General features: G+C 33.6%; 11 protein-coding genes. 7 read left to right on the forward strand and 4 right to left on the reverse strand.

Features of this window, described 5'->3' with window-relative positions:
• Window positions 1-50 precede the first annotated feature (50 nt).
• The 4 genes from OM075_RS05675 to OM075_RS05690 all read right to left on the reverse strand — a co-directional run bounded on the left by OM075_RS05675 (window position 51) and on the right by OM075_RS05690 (window position 7,890).
• A complete protein-coding gene (locus OM075_RS05675) occupies window positions 51-1,226 on the reverse strand; it encodes a glycoside hydrolase family 88/105 protein (protein ID WP_301189517.1) in 1,176 nt (391 codons plus the stop codon).
• Window positions 1,227-1,269: 43 nt separating this feature from the next.
• Complete coding sequence (locus tag OM075_RS05680; RefSeq protein ID WP_301189518.1) at window positions 1,270-4,494, reverse strand: glycosyl hydrolase; 3,225 nt, start codon at window positions 4,492-4,494, stop codon at window positions 1,270-1,272.
• Between the two features lie 17 nt (window positions 4,495-4,511).
• The gene (locus OM075_RS05685) at window positions 4,512-6,116 is read right to left on the reverse strand and encodes a glycoside hydrolase family 28 protein (RefSeq protein ID WP_301189519.1); all 1,605 of its coding nucleotides are present in this window, start codon (window positions 6,114-6,116) and stop codon (window positions 4,512-4,514) included.
• Window positions 6,117-6,321: 205 nt separating this feature from the next.
• Window positions 6,322-7,890, reverse strand: coding sequence for a glycoside hydrolase family 28 protein (locus OM075_RS05690; protein WP_301189520.1), 1,569 nt, complete (start codon window positions 7,888-7,890; stop codon window positions 6,322-6,324).
• Window positions 7,891-8,264: 374 nt separating this feature from the next.
• On the opposite strand from OM075_RS05690, the gene OM075_RS05695 reads away from it, so the two are divergent.
• The 7 genes from OM075_RS05695 to OM075_RS05725 all read left to right on the forward strand — a co-directional run bounded on the left by OM075_RS05695 (window position 8,265) and on the right by OM075_RS05725 (window position 19,136).
• Complete coding sequence (locus tag OM075_RS05695; RefSeq protein ID WP_301189521.1) at window positions 8,265-9,260, forward strand: LacI family DNA-binding transcriptional regulator; 996 nt, start codon at window positions 8,265-8,267, stop codon at window positions 9,258-9,260.
• Between the two features lie 466 nt (window positions 9,261-9,726).
• Window positions 9,727-10,872 carry an iron-containing alcohol dehydrogenase gene (locus OM075_RS05700; protein ID WP_301189522.1) on the forward strand — a complete coding sequence of 382 codons (1,146 nt, stop codon included), beginning with the start codon at window positions 9,727-9,729 and terminating at the stop codon, window positions 10,870-10,872.
• Between the two features lies 1 nt (window position 10,873).
• Entirely contained in the window at window positions 10,874-11,794 is a 921-nt protein-coding gene (locus OM075_RS05705; RefSeq protein WP_301189523.1) for a dihydrodipicolinate synthase family protein, read from the forward strand.
• Window position 11,795: 1 nt separating this feature from the next.
• The gene (gene pdxA, locus OM075_RS05710) at window positions 11,796-12,833 is read left to right on the forward strand and encodes a 4-hydroxythreonine-4-phosphate dehydrogenase PdxA (RefSeq protein WP_301189524.1); all 1,038 of its coding nucleotides are present in this window, start codon (window positions 11,796-11,798) and stop codon (window positions 12,831-12,833) included.
• A gap of 7 nt (window positions 12,834-12,840) precedes the next feature.
• A complete protein-coding gene (locus tag OM075_RS05715) occupies window positions 12,841-14,010 on the forward strand; it encodes a four-carbon acid sugar kinase family protein (RefSeq protein WP_301189525.1) in 1,170 nt (389 codons plus the stop codon).
• 16 nt (window positions 14,011-14,026) lie between these two features.
• Window positions 14,027-15,607 (forward strand): sodium:solute symporter family protein, encoded by a 1,581-nt coding sequence (locus tag OM075_RS05720; RefSeq protein ID WP_301189526.1) that lies wholly within the window; start codon window positions 14,027-14,029, stop codon window positions 15,605-15,607.
• Window positions 15,608-15,833: 226 nt separating this feature from the next.
• Entirely contained in the window at window positions 15,834-19,136 is a 3,303-nt protein-coding gene (locus tag OM075_RS05725; RefSeq protein ID WP_301189527.1) for a SusC/RagA family TonB-linked outer membrane protein, read from the forward strand.
• The last annotated feature ends 9 nt before the right edge of the window (window positions 19,137-19,145 follow it).

The following is a 19,145-nucleotide window of genomic DNA, read 5'->3' on the forward strand; positions in this document are numbered from 1 at the left end:
AGCTGAAAATTACTCAATACTCATTATTCATTACTAATTTTTTTTCGCTCTTATCTATCCAATTCAATAGCAGCAAAAATAAATGGAGCTACTCCCTTGCAATCGTTGGTTACGATCTTTTCATTGATGTAATATTCATAGGTTCCATCTCTGTACGGATTGCCTCCTAAACCACAAGCACCACATATATTAACCATGCTGATTATTCCATTTTCATCATTCTTGATAAATTCTTTAATCATATTGTCAAAAGCAGTGTTGGCTTTATCTAAATAAGATTTATCCAGATATCCGTTTTTTGCACCTTTTGCAAACGCATAAATGTACATTGCAGTTCCAGAACCTTCTAGGTAATTACCTTCACGATTTCCCTGATCTAATACCTGGTACCATACTCCTGATTCTGGATCCTGAACTTTCATTAAAGCATCGCATGTTTTTTGTAATATTGAAATGATTTCAGCTCTTTGAGGATGATCTTCAGGCATAAAATCCAAAACATCAACAATAGCCATTACATACCATCCCATAGATCTGCTCCAAAAGTTAGGCGATTGACCGGTTTCAGGATTACTCCACTTTTGTTGTTTGCTTTCATCCCAGGCATGGTATAGTAATCCTGTTTTAGGATCGAGAGTTTTTTCATAAACAAGGGTGATTTGTTTAGCCACAACATCGAACCATTCAGGAGCGTTAAATTCTTTTGCATATTGAGCTAGAAATGGGCTACCCATATAAAGTCCGTCTAACCACATTTGGTTTGGATATACTTTTTTATGCCAAAATCCTCCGGTTTGAGTTTTAGGGTGCTGTTTCATTTGCTCTACAAACTGAGGAATTGCTTTTTTGTATTTTTTATTCCTGGTTTCTTTATATTCTGTAAAAAGTGCTTTTGCAGGATTAATCAAATCAATATTGAATTTATCAAGACGATAGCGAGGCACACTTCCATCTTCCATAACCATACCATCCATATAAGTCGATAAATAATCAGAGTATTTCTTATCAATATCACCCAATTTATCAATAGCCATGCCCAACATAGCTATATCATATGACCATCCAATTCTGGTTCTACCGTTATAGTAACCCAGTGTATCGTATCTTTCAAGAACCGAGTTAGCCATTTTAACACTCCACTTATCTTCTTTTTTTTCAACTTTCTTAGTCGTTGTATTACAACTTAAAAGCAATGCAATTGCAAACAGGCAAACTGTAAGTTTCATATGATTATAATTTTTTTGTGATTTCAAGGTTATATCAATTGATTTATTTACTAATTGAGATTGTTACAGGCTCTAAAAATCCAAATGGGATGAAATAATAGGTGTCTGTCCAAAGTTTCATTGGTTCGTTTGTTTTTCTTAAATCATACCAATTACTTTCTCCTCTTGGATCAGGAAACCCTCCGGATCCGGTAAAACTAAACGGCCCAACTCTGGTTAGTTCTCCTCTTTGCTGATGATGAGGCCCCAATAAATTACGCAATGAGTTGGTTAAAGTAATTTTTACCTGGTTGGTACCTTGTTTTATCAATTTTGTAATGTCAGCTTTAAATGGAGACCATGTTAAATTACCAACCAATTGATCATTAATTTCTATTTGAGTTACAATTGATTCGCAGTTTGGTAAGTTGATGTAATATTTTTTATCAGGATCAAGAGATTTTAATTCAAAATCCTGTGAGAGTTCAAAACTTCCTGCATAAAAAGGATATCCTTCTAATGTTAAGTTTCCTGTAAAATGAGTTTTTTCTTGTGTAATTGTAAAGGATTCGTAACCGTGTACAGGACGAAGCTGAAAATCACCGGTATTATTACGTTGTGTATCCATTGAGATTGAAGGAGTACTTCCTTGTACGGCAAAATCACCTGTTAAATAAATACTTTCAATTTCAGTTCCTAATCTGGCTAGCTGAGATTGACTTTCAGGTTCTTCTGGTAAAAATTCCAAATTGAATCTTATACTGTTTTTACCTTCTTTTAAGTATGCTGATACAGATGATGTTGAAAATTTGTGATCTAAATAATAGTTTTTTGATGCATTAAAAAGAACCTGATCATTATTGATTTCAATAGATTTAAATATTGAAGGATCCTCAACTACTAGCTGACAGGTTTTGGGAATTTGCCTAATTTGAACAGGATAATCCAATATAAGATTTCCTTTGTAGTCATTTTCTGACAATCTTTTGTAGATACCAATAACAGGTTCTGGTTTGCTAAAAGTTTCACCATTATCTGTAGAATATCTGGCAAAATCTAAAGTAATGGCATTGGGATCCAATCGCTTGCCATCCCATTTTTTATTTAGCTCAACTAAAGAAGTGTTTTGTGATGGTAATTTATAAGCACCCTCAATTTTTGCAGTTTTACTTAGCTTATCTGTGGTTATCCAAATGTTTGATGACGCCGCTAATTCAAGCGTGAATGATCCATCTTTATTTGTTTTCAGCGAAAAACATTTTATCGTACTTGGATTCCACAATACAGGATTGTTTTTCAGAAAATCAGACTTTAAATTAAACTGAATTGCATCGGTGTGCGACATGTTGGCAAGTTGCAACACATAACCATCTTTCGTTTTTCTGAGTTGTTCCCAAATTTTACCAGATTGCTCACCGGTTATAGTAACATTAGGTTTAATAACAGAAGCCAGTTTCGTTGTAATTTCTTCAGGTTTGATGTCAACACTGAAGTTTCGTAATTTTTTTAAATCCGTATCATTGGGATTTCCATCCACAAATTCAGGAAATCTACCAATGTTTACAATCTTTCCTCCCTTATTTGCCAGGTTTAGTAATAGTTCCAGCGTAGATTTGCGAATAGTGATCATATCAGGAAGAATCACATGAGCATAATTCATAGAACCAATATTGATTTCATGACCCTTGATAATAGCTGTGTCAGCCATGATTTGTTCATCGCCTAAATCATAATCAAAATGGGCCGACTGTAAATTTTCAAAAATGGTATTTAAATGAGATGTGTAATCCTTATCATGATCTCCCTTTGCATAGGCTGTTTCTAATGGATGAATCATTAAAATCTGAGGATGATACTCACCAACAGTAGTAGCATATGAAACCCTTGCTATATAATCTTCTATCAATTTATTATGTTTCCAATAGGGTTGGTGGTATGAAAATGTAGGAGGGTAGTCTCTTTTGCGTTCTCCTTTTAAACTATATAATGTAAGGTGAGGGCAAATGTGATTAATACCTAGAATAGTTTGCCATCCGGTTAACCATTTCCTGTCTTCAAAATTCATATTCTGACCGCTGATCCCAAATACTTCAGTCAAACGACGTGGCGTACCATATTGGTTGGCAACACTACTTACACTTTTTGCTGTAATGATACTTTTTGAAATTGATAAACCCAAATGATCCATTCCAGGCTGTTGCATATCTCTGTAATGCAACATCGCATTTCCTATACGGTTTCTTATTTTCTTTAGACTCTCTTCTCCCAAAAAATGCCCTGTAAATTTAATGCCGTTCTCGGCGCAATAAGATGCAATTTGTTTGGTGAAACTTTCATCAAATTGTTGAGCAACAGTTCTCCAGTATTGCAAACGGACTTCTCGCCAATTCTCTTTTTCTTCAAATAACAGGTTTATTTTATCAATGATATCGTAACCGTATAATGTCTTGAATTTTTCTCGAACAAAAGGAGAGTAGGTCAGAATACCTAAATTAGGCGTGTTTGTATCAAAGTAGCGGGCACAAATATGAGGTTCATCTGCAAAAAAGTTTACAGTATAATGAGATGTCTTTTCTGTGAACTTTTCAATGTATGGCTTATAGGAAACATCAATAAAGTTTTTTACAGTTTCCGGGTTTAAAAGATCAACCCAACTAGTACCATTAAATTTAGGATTTCCCATTTGGGCAGTGTACATGATGTATCGGTATTGATCATCTTCTTTTAATGTTACACATCCCTCTGGAACCTTTGTGTCTAAGGCTAAACGAACTAAACCTTTTGCTCTGTATTCTTCACCCATCCTAGGTATGATACCCCCGGCATAACCACTGGGCCATTTATCTTCATCATAAAAGCATGCCTCAATACCCACTTCGTTGGCAGCATCAATGGCTGCTTCTATATTCTCCCACCAATCATCGCTCAAAAATTCGGTTAATAAACCAACTCTGCTATGAAGATAGAAGCCACCAAATCCTGCATTTTTAAAATCACGAACCTGTCTTTTAATTTCTTCCGGTTCAAGATTATCGTTTATAGAGTAAAAAGGGAATGATCTGTATTTTACTGAGGGATTCACAAATTCCTGGTAATCAAAACCTGTTTCGTAATCTCCTTTTAAATTCGAGGAATTGTCATTTTGTAGGTTAGTACAAGAACTAAAAAGCATTGTTGTAAACAATGCGGCCAGAACTACATATGATTTTAGGCTCTTTTTTACCGAGCTATTGTTATATGTAATGCCTTGGTTTTGTTTTGTTATATAAAGTAATTGTACCCTTTTCATCCCTCTCAAATTGCGAATTAGTGACTAATTTTTATTATATCAGAATTTACCTTTTCGGTTTTTAAAACCTCAGTATTCACCTGAACCAGATTGTTATTTCCTAAATAGATATCCTTGGTTTTTCCTCCATCTAGTTTTAAGAAAATATCTGTTTTTCTATTTTGATTACAGTTTAATATTAGAGCATTTTCAACATCCGTTAATTCAATAATAGGCGTTTGTGCTACTGGTGTTTTTGTTTTTAATCCGTTAATCTCAATAAATTTGGTATCTAAAGCAGAAATAACAGCACCTTCTGTGTTATTAATTACAATATTTGAAAAATCTATATCCTCAGCATCTTCAATCATGAAACCTTTTGTGGCATCTAATCTGATGTTATAAAATGAAATATCTTTAATTTTTAATTCTTTCAAGCCCAGTAAAAACCCAGCCTGATAAGCGTTTCCTGAAATATTGCTGAAGTGAATGTTTTTGAATGATGGCGTTCTTTCAGAAACAGGTTCTTCATCAGATTTTGCATAAAACATATTTAATTTGATGGCTTCCTTTTTGATGTCTTTCATAATGATATTATTTATCGCAATATCTTCTACAACACCTCCGCGCCCTCTCGTTGATTTAATGCGGATACCTCTGTCTGTACCTTCAAATACACAATTAGAAATCGTTATTTTCTTGATTCCACCAGACATTTCACTACCAATAACTACAGCACCATGACCGTCAAGCATAGTGCAATTGGTAATGGTAATGTTTTCACAAGGAATATTCATTTTTCTTCCTGCAGCATCTTTACCGGATTTAATTGTAACACAGTCATCGCCAACTGATATTTTACAGTTTGATATGTGAACATTACGGCAAGATTCAGGATTTATACCGTCTGTGTTTGGTGAGTCTGGGTTATATACAGTAACATTGTCAATATTAATGTTTTCACAAAACTCAGGGTTAATGGTCCAAAATGGGGAATTTGTTATTGTGATTCCTTCAATCAGGATGTTTTTACAATACATAGGTTGAATAAATGGAGGACGACAAAAACCTCTTTCAATCATATAAGGTTCGTCAGGCATTAAAACATTTGTGTTCTGTTTCGCAAATTCTACCTGCCATTTTGATTTGAATGTTTTTGGTTTGGAATAAAGTGTGTGATGGTAATCCCACCATTTTCTACCTTGTCCATCCAAAGTACCCCGACCTTTAATTGCAATATTTTCTGCTTCATAAGCATAAATTAAAGGGTGAAAGTTTGTTACATCAATACCTTCCCATCTTGATTCTACCATGGGTAGGTAGTCATCAAAATCATCTGAAAACTTTAAGGTAGCTCCTGCTTCAAGATATAGCGTAATATTGCTTTTTAAGGTAATTGGACCAGTAATGTATGTGCCTGACGGAAAATAAATGGTGCCACCACCTGATTTAAAAGCCTTATTGATTGTGTTGTTAATAATTTTTGTTGCTGCTTTATCACCCTTGTTGCTTGCTCCACATTCTACTATGTTGTAGTTTGATTGTGCAAATGCAAAGGTTGGAGTTGCGAATATTACGAATAGTAATATGTTTTTTACTAAGGAATTTTTGTAGAATCTTGAATGGATGTTAAAAAACTTCATTGTATTATATCTATTCGTTATTTATTTGTTAAGTCTTATTTTAAAACGTAAAATAAAGTTACATCGCAAATATAATGTTTAAAAATGTAAAGACAATGAAAACGATTACATAAAATGTAAATTTGACTAATTATACATTGCAGTAAAACAATTAAATAGCAATGTAAACGAAGTTAAAATATATGCAAAAATATGAAAATCAACTCTATTGAGTTATTGTTTTAAATATGTTTTTATTGCTATTATTTATGGTAACATTTTGTTCTGATATAGAATCAGAGATAATGGTGATGTATTGTGATGGAGTATTAATTACCGAATTTTCTATGTGTATAGATTTTGCATTAGTTAAGTTGATAATACTGTCCTGACTTTTAATATTTGAATTAATTAATTTGAAACCATCTATATCACAAAGGTTTATGAGATTTAAAGAGGATGCATTAATGTTATTTAAAGTAAGGTTTTTTACTGGTGATTCAGGAATGCCAATGACTTTGAGTAAGTGAGTGCTGTTTTCGATTGTGATATCTTTAATGGTGATATTTCTGTATTTGGGAGTGAGTTTGTTTATTTCTCTCTGTGGTAATCTATTGGCTAATTCTCCTACAGATCCTGTGCTGCCAAGCATGTCCCATTTTATTGCGGTGTATCTTAAATTCATTCTTATTCTTTCGTAGTAAAGATTTTCTCCGCCACCACCTCTTGGGCGTCTGGTTTTAAATCTTATTCCTACTCCGGTATTCTCAAAAACACAATCGTGAACATACAAATTACGAATCATTCCAGCAGTTTCGCTACCAACGGTAATTCCACCATGACCTTCTTTTGCCAGGCAATATCTAACTACAACATTTTCAGTAGGCTTGTTTATTTTAATGCCGTCAATTCCTCTGCCTGCTTTCATTGTAAAACAATCGTCTCCTGAACTTAGGTTGCAATATTCAATTAGTACATTTTTTGATGATTCTATATCAATTCCATCTCCTCTTGGAATTCCAACGGAATTTATGTCTATACCTCTGATGATAATATTTTCACAATAAATGGGTACAATATTCCAAAAAGCAGTATTTCTTAGGGTTATACCTTCTATAAATATGTTTTTGCAGTTAATGGGGGAGATGAACATAGGTAAAAAGTAACCTTCTCCATTTGTTCCTGAGTATCTGCGTTCATTTGCTGGTATATCTAAAGGAACTACGTTTTCAATTACATCTTTAGAGTAAATGTACTCTCTTACTGGACCGTTAGCCGGGCCAAACAATTTTCCTTTGCCTGTAATGGCTATGTTTGTTGCGTTGTTTGCATATATGCATGCGCCAAGCGACATAACTTCTATTCCTTCGATTCTTGTGAATACTGCAGGTTGGTAATCTTCCAGCTTTCCGCTAAAATGTAATTCGCTGCCTTCTTCAAAGTGAAGGTTGATGTTGCTTTTTAAAATAATCCTACCGCTTTTCCAATTTCCTTTTGGAATTATTACTGTGCCACCACCACTGTTACTTAAACTATCGATACAATTCTGTATAATTGATGTTGAAAATTCTGTTTCTGTAGCTCCCTGCTTTTTTATGTCAATAGATGTATTGTTAAAAATAGGTTTTTCTAGCTGGGTCATAGAAAAAGGAGCGCTGATTGGGTCAATATTGTCCTTGACGGCGCACGTTCCTACTTCATTAAGCGTTGGGATTTTTGTATTTTGAGATGATTGATTGATGCAACTGCTTAATGATATGATAAGGATATAATATATGTAGAATGTAGTTTTCATTTTTTTTGTAGATTTAATATTTATTTTTCTGTGTCCGTGTTGGGTATATCTGAGGGCAAATGTATAAAAAGTCTACTAAATAAGAAAACGTTTACATGATATAAATATACTGAAACATAGTGAAAAAGAAAAAATATAAAATCTTAAAAATGTAAACGTATAGGTTTTTATTGTAAAAAGTGTAACTTTGTTAGAAATTCAAAAAAATACAAGTATATATTCAACTTTAAGAAGGTTTTAATTGGGTGAGTTTTATTCTGTTTGTAAAATTGAGTAAATAAAATACTTTTATGTTATTATGAACGTTATAGATGTTTTATAATAAGTTTTTGGATGTACTAAGAATTGAGTATTTAATAATAATTGGCTAAAGTATGTCAAGTTTAAATGATGTGGCTCGCAGAGCTGGAGTTTCAATAGCAACTGTTTCCAGGGTAATAAATAAGGGATCGAATGTAAATGAGGAGACGCGGGCAAAGGTTTTAAAAGCAATAAAAGAATTAAAATATCAACCTAGTAGGGTTGCAAAACGATTACGTTCCAAATCTGCATCAAGTAATTTAATTGGTTTACTGATTCCGGATATTCAAAACCCGTTTTATGTAGATGTATTAAGGGGGGTTGAAGATGTTGCTTATGAGAATAATTATGCAATTATCATGTGTAATTTCGCTCAGGATGAAAAGAAGGAAAAAATGTATCTGGATATTTTGCAGCAGGAGTCAATTGATGGATTAATAGCGGCACCAGCTCACGAAAAAGATCCTAATGTGATTAAGCTTTTAAATGATGGATTACCGATAGTTTGTGTGGATAGGGGCTTGACGGGTAAAGATGTAGATGTGGTTGTTGTAAATAATAGAGATGGTGCGTATGTAGCTGTTGATCATTTAATAAAATCGGGATATAAAAGGATTGCTTATATATCTGGACAAAAGCAAATTCCATCGTCAAAGTATCGTGAAATGGGTTATCGTGATGCCATCGAAGATAATGGGATGCAGGTTGATGTGGAATTGATTAAATATGGAGATTCAAAGCATCGAAGCGGGGTAGAACTTTGTGAAGAGTTGTTGGCTATGGCAAATCCTCCTGATGCTATATTTACTGGAAATAACCTGATTACTTTAGGTGCGCTGGAAACTATTCATAAAAGAGAGTTGAGAATACCTGAAGAGGTTGCAATAGTAGGTTTTGATGATATGATGTGGTCTATTTCGCTGAATCCACCGTTGTCTGCTGTTCGTCAGCCTGCATATGAAATAGGGAAAAGGGCTTGTGAGTTACTAATACAGAGGATTAGTGATCCTAAAAGATCTCCAATTCAAATGACTTTAAATACCAAGTTGATATTGCGAAAGTCATGCTAGAAGTTTAGTTGTGAATTAACTGTTTTTGAGATTAAATACATTATAAAGCTCAACGGATTTTTATCTGTTGGGCTTTTTGTTTGTTTAGTATGGGTTTTTAAAATCGTTTACATCTCTAAAGAGGTTTTTTATTTGTGTTTTGATAAAATGTTAATAAGCGTTTATTTGTTTTTATTGTGAAAAAGTGATGTTATATAAAGTATATATAACCAGGTAATAAGGCTTTGTTTAATTGGTTTTTGTTTTGCATCTATCATTTTGTGGATTCTCTATTTTTAACGATTCTAAGTAGTGAAAGTGTTAAAATGAAAAAAAACGTTAAAAATTATTTGCATGAAAATATGAAAACGTTTACATTTGCTGTGGTTATAGTTTAAAATACTTGTGTTTTTGCGCTGTATATTGAAGAAGTAAGTTGTTAAGGTGCAGAAAAAGAGTGTTTTGAGTTTTAAAACAAGCAATCAAGATGAATAAAGTAATAATATATCAACCAGGTAAATTAGTTTTCGGAGAGGGGACATTGGATCAGTTTCTTACTGATTATTTGTCATTGGGATTGAAAAAGATGTATTTGTTAACTATTACACCTGTTGAATCTCTATTGGTTTCAGTATTGAAAACGTTAACAGAAGAAGGTGTTGACATAAAGGTGAATACGGAGGTTTTAAATGAACCTTCTTTTGCTGATTTTGAAAAGATACTTAAAGATGCCAGAGCTTTTGGTGCAGATAGTGTTGTTGGTATTGGCGGTGGAAGTGTAATGGATGTGGCTAAGTTGTTGGCGGCTCAATTGCAGAGTGATCAGGATACACGAGAAATAATTGGTAATGGATTGCTAAAAGGACGTTCTACTTATTTGGCATGTTTGCCTACTACATCTGGAACCGGCAGTGAAGTTTCTCCTAATGCAATATTTTTAGATGAAATGGATGGAGGTAAAAAAGGTGTAATAAGTCCTTTTTTGGTTCCGGATGGAGCTTATATTGATCCTTCCTTATCAGTCGGAGTGCCTTCTGCTGTTACTGCTGCAACTGGTATTGATGCTTTAACGCATTGCTTAGAGGCATATACCAATAAGTTTTCTCATCCAATGGTAGATCTTTTTGCGCTTGAGGGAATTCGATTAATTGGTAATTATATCAAAAGAGCATGTAAAGATGGTCAGGATTTGGAAGCCAGAACAATGTTAGCCCTAGGGAGTGTGTATGGAGGTATGTGTCTGGGTCCTGTTAATACAGCAGCTGTACATGCTTTGGCTTATCCCCTGGGAAGTGATTTTAAAGTGCCACATGGTTTATCAAATGCATTATTATTACCATATGTAATGGAGTATAATTTAGAATCAGGTGTTGAAAAATTTGCTCAGATTGCCAGAGTTCTTGGAGCTAAAGAAGGTAGTGATGCGAAAGAAACTGCAATAAATGGTGTTTCAAAAATTAAGGAGATCATGAAAGAATGTGATATTCCTGAAAGACTTTCAGATATAAATATTCCTGAAGATGCTATTGAAAGCATGGCTAAAGGTGCCTTTGAGGTGAAACGTTTATTGAATAATAATATCAAGGAATTGAAATTGGAGGATATCGTTGATATTTATAAAAAAGCATACTAAAATGGAAGTAAAGAATAAATATAAAGGAGTTGTTGTTCCGATGATTACACCATTGGAAGATGACCTTTCAATAGATATAAATGGAGTTAATAATATCATAGATTTATTTCTTACAAATGGAGTAAGTCCTTTTATATTAGGTACCACAGGCGAAGCTCCTTCTTTGTCATCAAAACAAAAAGAAGATCTTGTTAAAGCTGTTGTGAATAGAGTAGGAGGTAAAGATATTGTTTATGTAGGTATTTCATCTAACTGTATTAGTGAATCTATTGAGGATGCGAAAAAGTATGCCGAATTGGGAGCTGATGTTATGGTGGCCACTTTACCTGCATATTATCCAATGAATGAAGAGCAAATGTTTAAGTATTTTACCCAATTGGCTGATGAAATTAATCGTCCCTTGATTATTTATAATATGCCGGCAACCGTAAAATATTCAATACCATTGTCCGTTATAGATAGCTTAAGTGAGCATGAAAATATAGTTGGTTTAAAAGATTCTGAAAGGGATGAAGATAGACTAATAAAAGCAATTGAATTAGCGAAAGATCGCGATGATTTCAACTATTTATTAGGTTGGGCAGCACAGTCAAGTTATGCAATGCTTAATGGTGCTGATGGAATTGTTCCCAGTACCGGGAATTTTACTCCTGAATTATATAAAGATTTGGTGGATGCTGCTTTAAGAGGAGATAAAGTAGTTGCAGATGAATTACAGCAAAAAACAAATTATTTAGGTGCATTATATCAGAAAGACAGAATTTTAAGTGAGTCAATTCCAGCGCTTAAGATGCTGATGTCTATTCAAGGGTTGTGTAAAGGAAATGTTATGCCTCCAATGTACAAAATGGATCAAGCAGAAGAGGTAGCCTATATAGAGTCAATGAAAGAGGAGTTAAGTAATTTGAAAATTCTTAAATAAAATGCTAAACAATCAAGATCAAATAAAGCCGGTATTAGCTATTACCATGGGTGATCCTGCTGGTATTGGACCAGAAATTGCAGCAAAAGCATTTTCATATTCTACTATATATCAACAATGTAAGCCTCTTTTGATTGGAAATGCTGAGATTATCAAAAAAGCAATTGAAATAGCAAAAGTTGATCTTAAAGTGAGAGCTATTTCTGATGTTTCAGAAGCTCAATACGAAGAGGGTACAATTGATGTTTATGATTTGGAACTTGGTAATCCTGAGTCTATAAAATTTGGTGAAGTATCTGCTATTGCAGGAGATATTGCTTTTAGATCTGTAAGAAAAGCAATTGAATTAGCAATGGAAGGAAAAGTGGATGGAACGGTAACTGGTCCTATTCATAAAGGAGCAATCAATGCTGCAGGTCATCATTTTTCAGGACACACAGAAATATATGCTCATTATACCAATACTCCTAAGTATGCAATGTTACTTGCTGATGAACAGCTTAAAGTGATACATGTTAGCACTCATGTGTCATTAAGAGAAGCATGCGATAGAGTAAAGAAAGATAGAGTAATAGAGGTAATTCAATTATTAAATGATGGATTACAAAGAATAGGAATTCAGAATCCGAAAATTGGGGTGGCAGGATTGAATCCTCACTCAAGTGATGGCGGATTATTTGGATACGAAGAAGAAAAAGAAATTATTCCGGCTATTCAGGAAGCAGTAAAGTCTGGATTAAATGTAGAAGGACCTGTTCCTCCAGACGCCTTGTATGCATTGGCCAACGGAGGTAAGTATGATGGTTGTGTGGCAATGTATCACGATCAGGGACATATACCATTTAAAGTGGTTGGTTTTATTTGGGATCCTGAAACTAAAGCTATGAAAAGCGTTAAAGGTGTAAATATAACATTAGGTCTTCCTATTATAAGAACATCTGTTGATCATGGAACCGCTTTTGAAATTGCAGGTAAAGGAATAGCTAGTTGCGATGCCCTCTTATTTGCCATAGAATATGCAGTAAAGCTTCATAGATAATAATTAAATGTTAGAAAGAGATATGATAGCTGTTATTGCCGATGATTTTACTGGAGCTGCTGAAATTGGTGGAGTAGGACTACGTCATGGATTAAATGTAGTAATTGAAACCAAAGTAGAGAAAGATGAAGATGCAGATTTATTAGTTATTGCAGCTGATACAAGAACACTTTCTCCGGATTGCGCCCGTAAAGAAATAAAGGAATTAACCAGGAAGTTATTGGAGTTAAATCCAAAGTATATATATAAGAAATTAGATTCTGTTTTAAGAGGTAATATTGCTGAAGAATTGGATGCGCAATTAGAAATTTCAGGTAAAAAGAAAGCTGTTATAATTGCTGGTAATCCAAACTTTAAGCGATTAATTAAGGGAGGTGTTTATTATGTAGATGGTGCGCCGTTAGCTGAAACATCTTTTGCTGATGATACAGAGTATTCAATTCAATCTTCTTCAGTTGTAGAATTATTAGGATCTGATAGAAAAAATGTAACCTCAGCGAGTGTAGAACAGCCTATTCCCGATTTAGGATTGGTTGTTGGTGATGTAACTAACAATGAAGATTTGAAAAAATGGAGCAAGGTAATTGATTGTGATACCGTTGCTGCAGGAGGTGCTGGTTTTTTTGATGTGTTGTTAGAACAGGATTTTAAAAAGCTTAGCAATGGTGAAGAATCCAAATGTAAGCTAGGAGAAAAGACATTATATGTTTTTGGGAGTGCTTACCCTAAAAGCAATGAACTGATTCAGAGTATCAAGGATTCAAAAGTTTTTATTTCAAACATGCCAGAAGATATTTACTGGGAAAAAAACTTTAAAAAATCTTTATTATTAAACTGGGCTCAAGAAATCGTTCAAAAGATTGAAGAGAAAAGAAGAGTTATTGTAACTATCAATCATTCGGGAAGTGAAGAAGAAGATATTGCAATAAGAATAAGAGAAACCGTTGGACAATTAGTTAAAATTATTGTTGATCTGGTTGAGTTTGATGATATGTTGATAGAAGGGGGAGCTACTGCAGCTGTAATTTTTAAAAGTTTAAATATTACCAGGTTATACCCTTTTAATGAAATAGAGCCTGGAGTAATTCAAATGAATGTAGCCGGTTATCCACGACTTTCAATTACAACCAAACCTGGAAGTTATATCTGGCCTAAAGAAATATTATTAGGAGAATAGAAATATTTATACAAGTATGCAGACTACAAATTCATTACATATAATAGACTACTTAATTGTTATTGTAACATTATTGCTTTCAATTGGCGTTGGAGTATGGTTCTCAAAACGACAAAAGAATACCGATAATTATTTTACAGCTGGAGGTACTATTCCTTCCTGGGCAATTGGTATGTCTATTTTAGCCACTTTAATTAGTAGTATTACATTTTTAGCCTATCCAGGAGAAGGTTATTCAAGTAACTGGATCCGTTTGGTTCAGGGCTTAATGGTTCCCATTGTTTTAGTATTTATAGTAAGCTTTATTGTACCATTATTCCGCCATGTAATAAGATTAAGTGCTTATGAATATTTCGAACAACGTTTTGGATTTTTTGCACGCTTATATAGTTCAGTAAGCTTTATATTAACCCACTTTTCTAAAATGGGTACCGTATTCTATTTAATTTCTTTGGCATTAGGTAAAATGATTGGAATAGATACAGTTACCGTGATTTGGGTTATCGGAGCTGCAGTAATCATATTAACCGTTCTTGGTGGTATAGAAGCAGTAATATGGTTAGATGTAATTCAGGGATTCATGCTTATTGCAGGAGGGTTAATTACTTTAGGAATACTATTGTTTTCTACAGAAGGTGGACCTGCAGAGATATGGAATGTTGCTATGGAAAATGGTAGAATCGGTTTTGGACCATTTGATCTGGAATTTGTCAATCTTACCTTTATTGTAATGGCTTTAAATGGTGTTTTTTATGCTATTCAAAAATATGGTACCGACCAAACTATTGTTCAAAGATATTTAACTGCGAAATCAGATAAAGGTGCTGTAAAGGCTTCTCTGATGGGTGTGATATTAAGTGTTCCGGTATGGGGATTATTTATGTTTATTGGTACAGCTCTATTTTCTTATTATCAGATTAATGGAGAGGTATTACCACAAGGAATTAAAACTGATGCTATTTTTCCATATTTTATTATGACAAAACTACCAGTTGGAGTTGTCGGATTAATTATTTCAGCTTTAGTGGCGGCAGCTGTTTCCAGTTTGGATTCAGACTTAAATTGTTTGTCAGCCATTTGTTTAGAAGATTACTACAATAGATTTAAACCTAATAGCCCGGAAAGAACAAAAGTTCGTTTGAGTAAATTATTTATTGTATTGGCTGGTTTAGGTGCTATTGCCGTTGCTTTATTTTATGTTAAAGCAGGAGGTAAAGGTGTTTTAGGAATTGTATTTACGTTATATGCAATTTTTTCAGGTGGTATTGCAGGTATGTTTTTACTGGGCATATTTGTTCCTAAAGCAAATAAACAAGGTTTGTATTACGGTATTGGAGCTAGCGTTGTGTTTACTGCTTATGCCTTGTTAACCTCTACACCAATTGGCATGGCAGGCAAAGAGAAGTTAATTGTTGATTTGGGATCATATAATTTTACTCACCATAAGTATATGATCGGAGTTTATAGTCATGTAGTACTATTTGTGGTAGGATTAGTTGCAAGTTATTTCTATAAAGAAGAAAAGAAAATTGATGATCGACTAACTTTTATTGGTTGGTTAAAACTTAAAAAGTCAGGTGAACTCATAGAGAATTAAAAAGAAAATGAAAGCTATTAAGATACAGTGTTTTTGCACTGTATAATAGGTGTGATATATCTAAATAAATATATAATTATTGTTTTATTATTTACTAAATCAAATTTTATGATCAATGGAAAAAAATCCTAATTTTTTATTAAGTCTACAAGGATTACAAAATCCAAGAAGATTTCGTTTGATTTATCTTGTGTCATTAATTTTATTCATTCAATGTTTAGGCATAATGAATACATATGCTCAGGATAAAGAGAGTATTACAGTTTCCGGTATTGTAAAAGATGCCGATGGAGAGCCATTAACCGGTGTGAATGTATTAATTAAAGGTACATCTAATGGTACAATTACAGATATAGAAGGTAAGTATTCTATTAAAATACAGTCGGATGCCTCACTTGAGTTTTCGTTTATAGGTTTTAATCAGGAAACTATTAAAGTAGAAGGAAAAACTACTATAGATGTAACTTTAGTTGAAGATATCGCTAGTTTAAGTGAAGTAGTAGTTGTTGGTTATGGTAGTCAAACAGCCAAAAATATCACAGGTGCTATTGAAACTGTAAAAATGGATCAAATTGAGAATCTTCCTGTTACAAGTATGGCTGAAGCATTGAACGGTCAAATTGCCGGTGTTTCTGTTAGTGGAGGATCTCAACGTCCAGGGGAATCTGCAACATTAACAATTCGTCAAACTTATTCCTTCTCAAAGGATGGAGGCTCTGAAATACCTCTAATTGTAATTGATGATATGATTCAGATTGATCCTGAAACAGGATTACCTACATTAGAAGCTTTTAATAGACTGGATCCTTCTGAAATTGAAAGTATTACCGTGTTAAAAGATGGTAGTGCAGCGATATATGGTTCTCGAGCTTCTCAAGGTGCTGTAATTGTAAAAACTAAAAGAGGAAAAGCTGGAAAAACCAGATTTAATTATTCAGGTCAGTATGCTTTTAATGATGCCATTAGCCATAGTAAAACTATGAGTGCATATGATTTTGGAATTTGGCACAATCGCTTCTTAAAAGCTGATAATAGAGATAGTGATGGTAAAAACCTGTTTTCAGCTGAAGAATTAGCTGAAATGAAAAATATGGACTATGATTGGTTAGATAAAGCGTGGTCAGGAGCTGGACAGCAAAAGCACTCAATTAGCATGAGTGGTGGTAATGATAATGCAACTTATTTTGCTGGTGCAACTTATTTTACACAAGGGGCAAACTTAGGCAGTCAGGATTACGACAAATGGAATTTTCGCACAGGTGTTGATGTAAAAATTACTAAGGATTTGAAATTATCAGGATCTATTTCTGCAAATAATAGTGAAGTTGAAAAATCTTTTACCAAGTCTGTTGCAAATATCAATGATAGTAGTTATGGATCTAAAGCCAAAAGTAGTGGTGAACAAGCTGATTATGGATATCTTTTGCATATGCCAAAATATGTTCCTTGGACTACAACTGTAGATGGTGAAGAATATTGGTTTTCACCAAACCCACGTACAGATCGTAATTTACAAAGTGCAAATACAAACAGAACAATTGCAGGATGGAACTATTTTGCAAGTTTGAATAGTGGTTCAAAGCAGGTTACTGAAGATTTTTCTTATAATACCAATTTTGCTTTAAATTATGAAGTGCCATTTATTAAAGGTTTATCTTTTAAAGGAACTTATTCAAGAAGTCAAAGTAATAGTAATACAGAACAAGTTCAATTACCATATACTTTAGCAAGAATTAAAAATTATAATCAACAAGATCATCACCTGTTTACTGCTGCTGAGGATGGAGATTATAAAATTGAAACTAATAGTCGTAACACCAGAGTATACTATAATGAAACTGTTAGCAAAAGTACTCAGGTTAACTTTTTTGCAAATTTTGCCAGAACATTTGGGGATCATGACATTAGTGCAATGGTAGGCGTTGAGCGCACAGAATCTGATTTTAAATTCCAACGTTTAGCTTATGAAAATACGTTAGCTGATTATAACGGAACAAGTGCTACAGCTGGAGTTTTATCTGATAATTCATATACAAGTAAAACCGAATCTGGTACACTGTCATATTTAGGAAGAGTAAACTATAATTATCAATCAAAATACTTATTACAGTTCTTATTCCGTAGTGATGCATCAACAAAATTTGCTCCTGAAAACTATTGGGGATTTTTCCCATCTGTTCAGGTTGGTTGGGTGATGTCTGAAGAAAGTTGGTTTAAAGATGCTCTTTCTTGGATTGATTTCTTAAAAGTACGTTATTCAGTAGGAAAAACAGGAAAGGATAATATTAAAGCCTGGAGATGGAAACAATTATACGATATCTATACAGATAAAGGATTCCAATTTGGATCTAATGGAGGTCAACTTGGAGGTGGTTTAAGTCCAAAAGTATCTCCTAACAGAGATGCCGGTTGGGATGCTACAATTAAGCACAATATTGGATTAGATATAAATGTATTGCAAAATAGATTAAACTTAGGCGTTGAATACTATTATGATAGAACAAAAGATATGCTAACAAGTATGTCTAGTTCTGTAGGTGTACCATTATCAGTGGGTGGTGGTTTTGCTGAAGAAAACTATGCTGCTGTAGACAATTGGGGTACTGAATTTAGTATTAACTGGAGAGATAAAGTAGCAGGTGCTTTTAGTTATAATGTTGGTATTCATTTTGGTTTTAATGACAATAAGATTAAGAAATATCCTGAACAAGCTCTTACTCATCCATCAAATAATCAAGTAATTGAAGGAAGATCAACAATTTTCCCTGCTTGGGGATTTGAAACATGGAACGAAACATCTACAGGTGACGGTATTTTACGAAACGAACAAGATATTCAGAATTATTGGAATTATTTATCCACAAGGGCTGAAGCAGCTGGTACTGATCCTAATTACCTAGGTATTAGTAGTATTGATGGTATGAAAACCGGTATGTTGGCTTATAAAGATATTGCTGGCGATTTTTACGGACTAATCGATGAAAGTGTACAATTAGGTCCTGATGGTAGAATTGATAAAAATTTGGATTATGTAAAATTGGCAAAAAAGAATAAGCGATATGGTTTTACAACTAATCTTGGATTGAAATATAAAAACCTTAGCTTTAAAACTCAAATCTCAACTTCTTGGGGAGGTGTTACTTTTATTGATATTGTTAAGCAAGGTACTTCATCCTCTCATAATATGTGGGCTCACGAAAGTTATTGGACAGATATGTTTGATCCGGATGATAATGTGAATGGAAAATATCCAAGTTTAGCATATTATGATCAAATTTCAGCTCCTTCAAATTTCTGGGAAGTAAATACTTTCCGTTGCTACATGAAAAATTTAAGTGTTGGTTATGATATTCCAAAAATAATTACTTCAAAAGTTAATATAGAAAGAGCTTCAATTGGAGTAACAGGTAATAATCTTTGGGATTTTTACAACCCATATCCTGATAAATATCGTAACATGTATGATAACTCTTATGCTGGATATCCAACACTTAGAACTTGGGCGGTTAATTTAAATGTAACATTCTAATTCAAACGA

The sequence above is a fragment of the Plebeiibacterium sediminum genome, from assembly GCF_026013605.1.
In the GTDB taxonomy this organism is placed as follows: domain Bacteria; phylum Bacteroidota; class Bacteroidia; order Bacteroidales; family Marinilabiliaceae; genus Saccharicrinis; species Saccharicrinis sediminus.

Bases quoted from the DNA above. Each gene is read 5' to 3' on its own strand.
- OM075_RS05695 (WP_301189521.1), top strand. From the start codon at position 8,265: ATGTCAAGTTTAAATGATGTGGCTCGCAGAGCTGGAGTTTCAATAGCA.
- OM075_RS05680 (WP_301189518.1), bottom strand. From the start codon at position 4,494: ATGAAAAGGGTACAATTACTTTATATAACAAAACAAAACCAAGGCATT.
- OM075_RS05720 (WP_301189526.1), top strand. From the start codon at position 14,027: ATGCAGACTACAAATTCATTACATATAATAGACTACTTAATTGTTATT.
- OM075_RS05685 (WP_301189519.1), bottom strand. From the start codon at position 6,116: ATGAAGTTTTTTAACATCCATTCAAGATTCTACAAAAATTCCTTAGTA.
- OM075_RS05675 (WP_301189517.1), bottom strand. From the start codon at position 1,226: ATGAAACTTACAGTTTGCCTGTTTGCAATTGCATTGCTTTTAAGTTGT.
- OM075_RS05725 (WP_301189527.1), top strand. From the start codon at position 15,834: ATGAATACATATGCTCAGGATAAAGAGAGTATTACAGTTTCCGGTATT.
- OM075_RS05690 (WP_301189520.1), bottom strand. From the start codon at position 7,890: ATGAAAACTACATTCTACATATATTATATCCTTATCATATCATTAAGC.
- pdxA (WP_301189524.1), top strand. From the start codon at position 11,796: ATGCTAAACAATCAAGATCAAATAAAGCCGGTATTAGCTATTACCATG.
- OM075_RS05700 (WP_301189522.1), top strand. From the start codon at position 9,727: ATGAATAAAGTAATAATATATCAACCAGGTAAATTAGTTTTCGGAGAG.
- OM075_RS05705 (WP_301189523.1), top strand. From the start codon at position 10,874: ATGGAAGTAAAGAATAAATATAAAGGAGTTGTTGTTCCGATGATTACA.
- OM075_RS05715 (WP_301189525.1), top strand. From the start codon at position 12,841: ATGTTAGAAAGAGATATGATAGCTGTTATTGCCGATGATTTTACTGGA.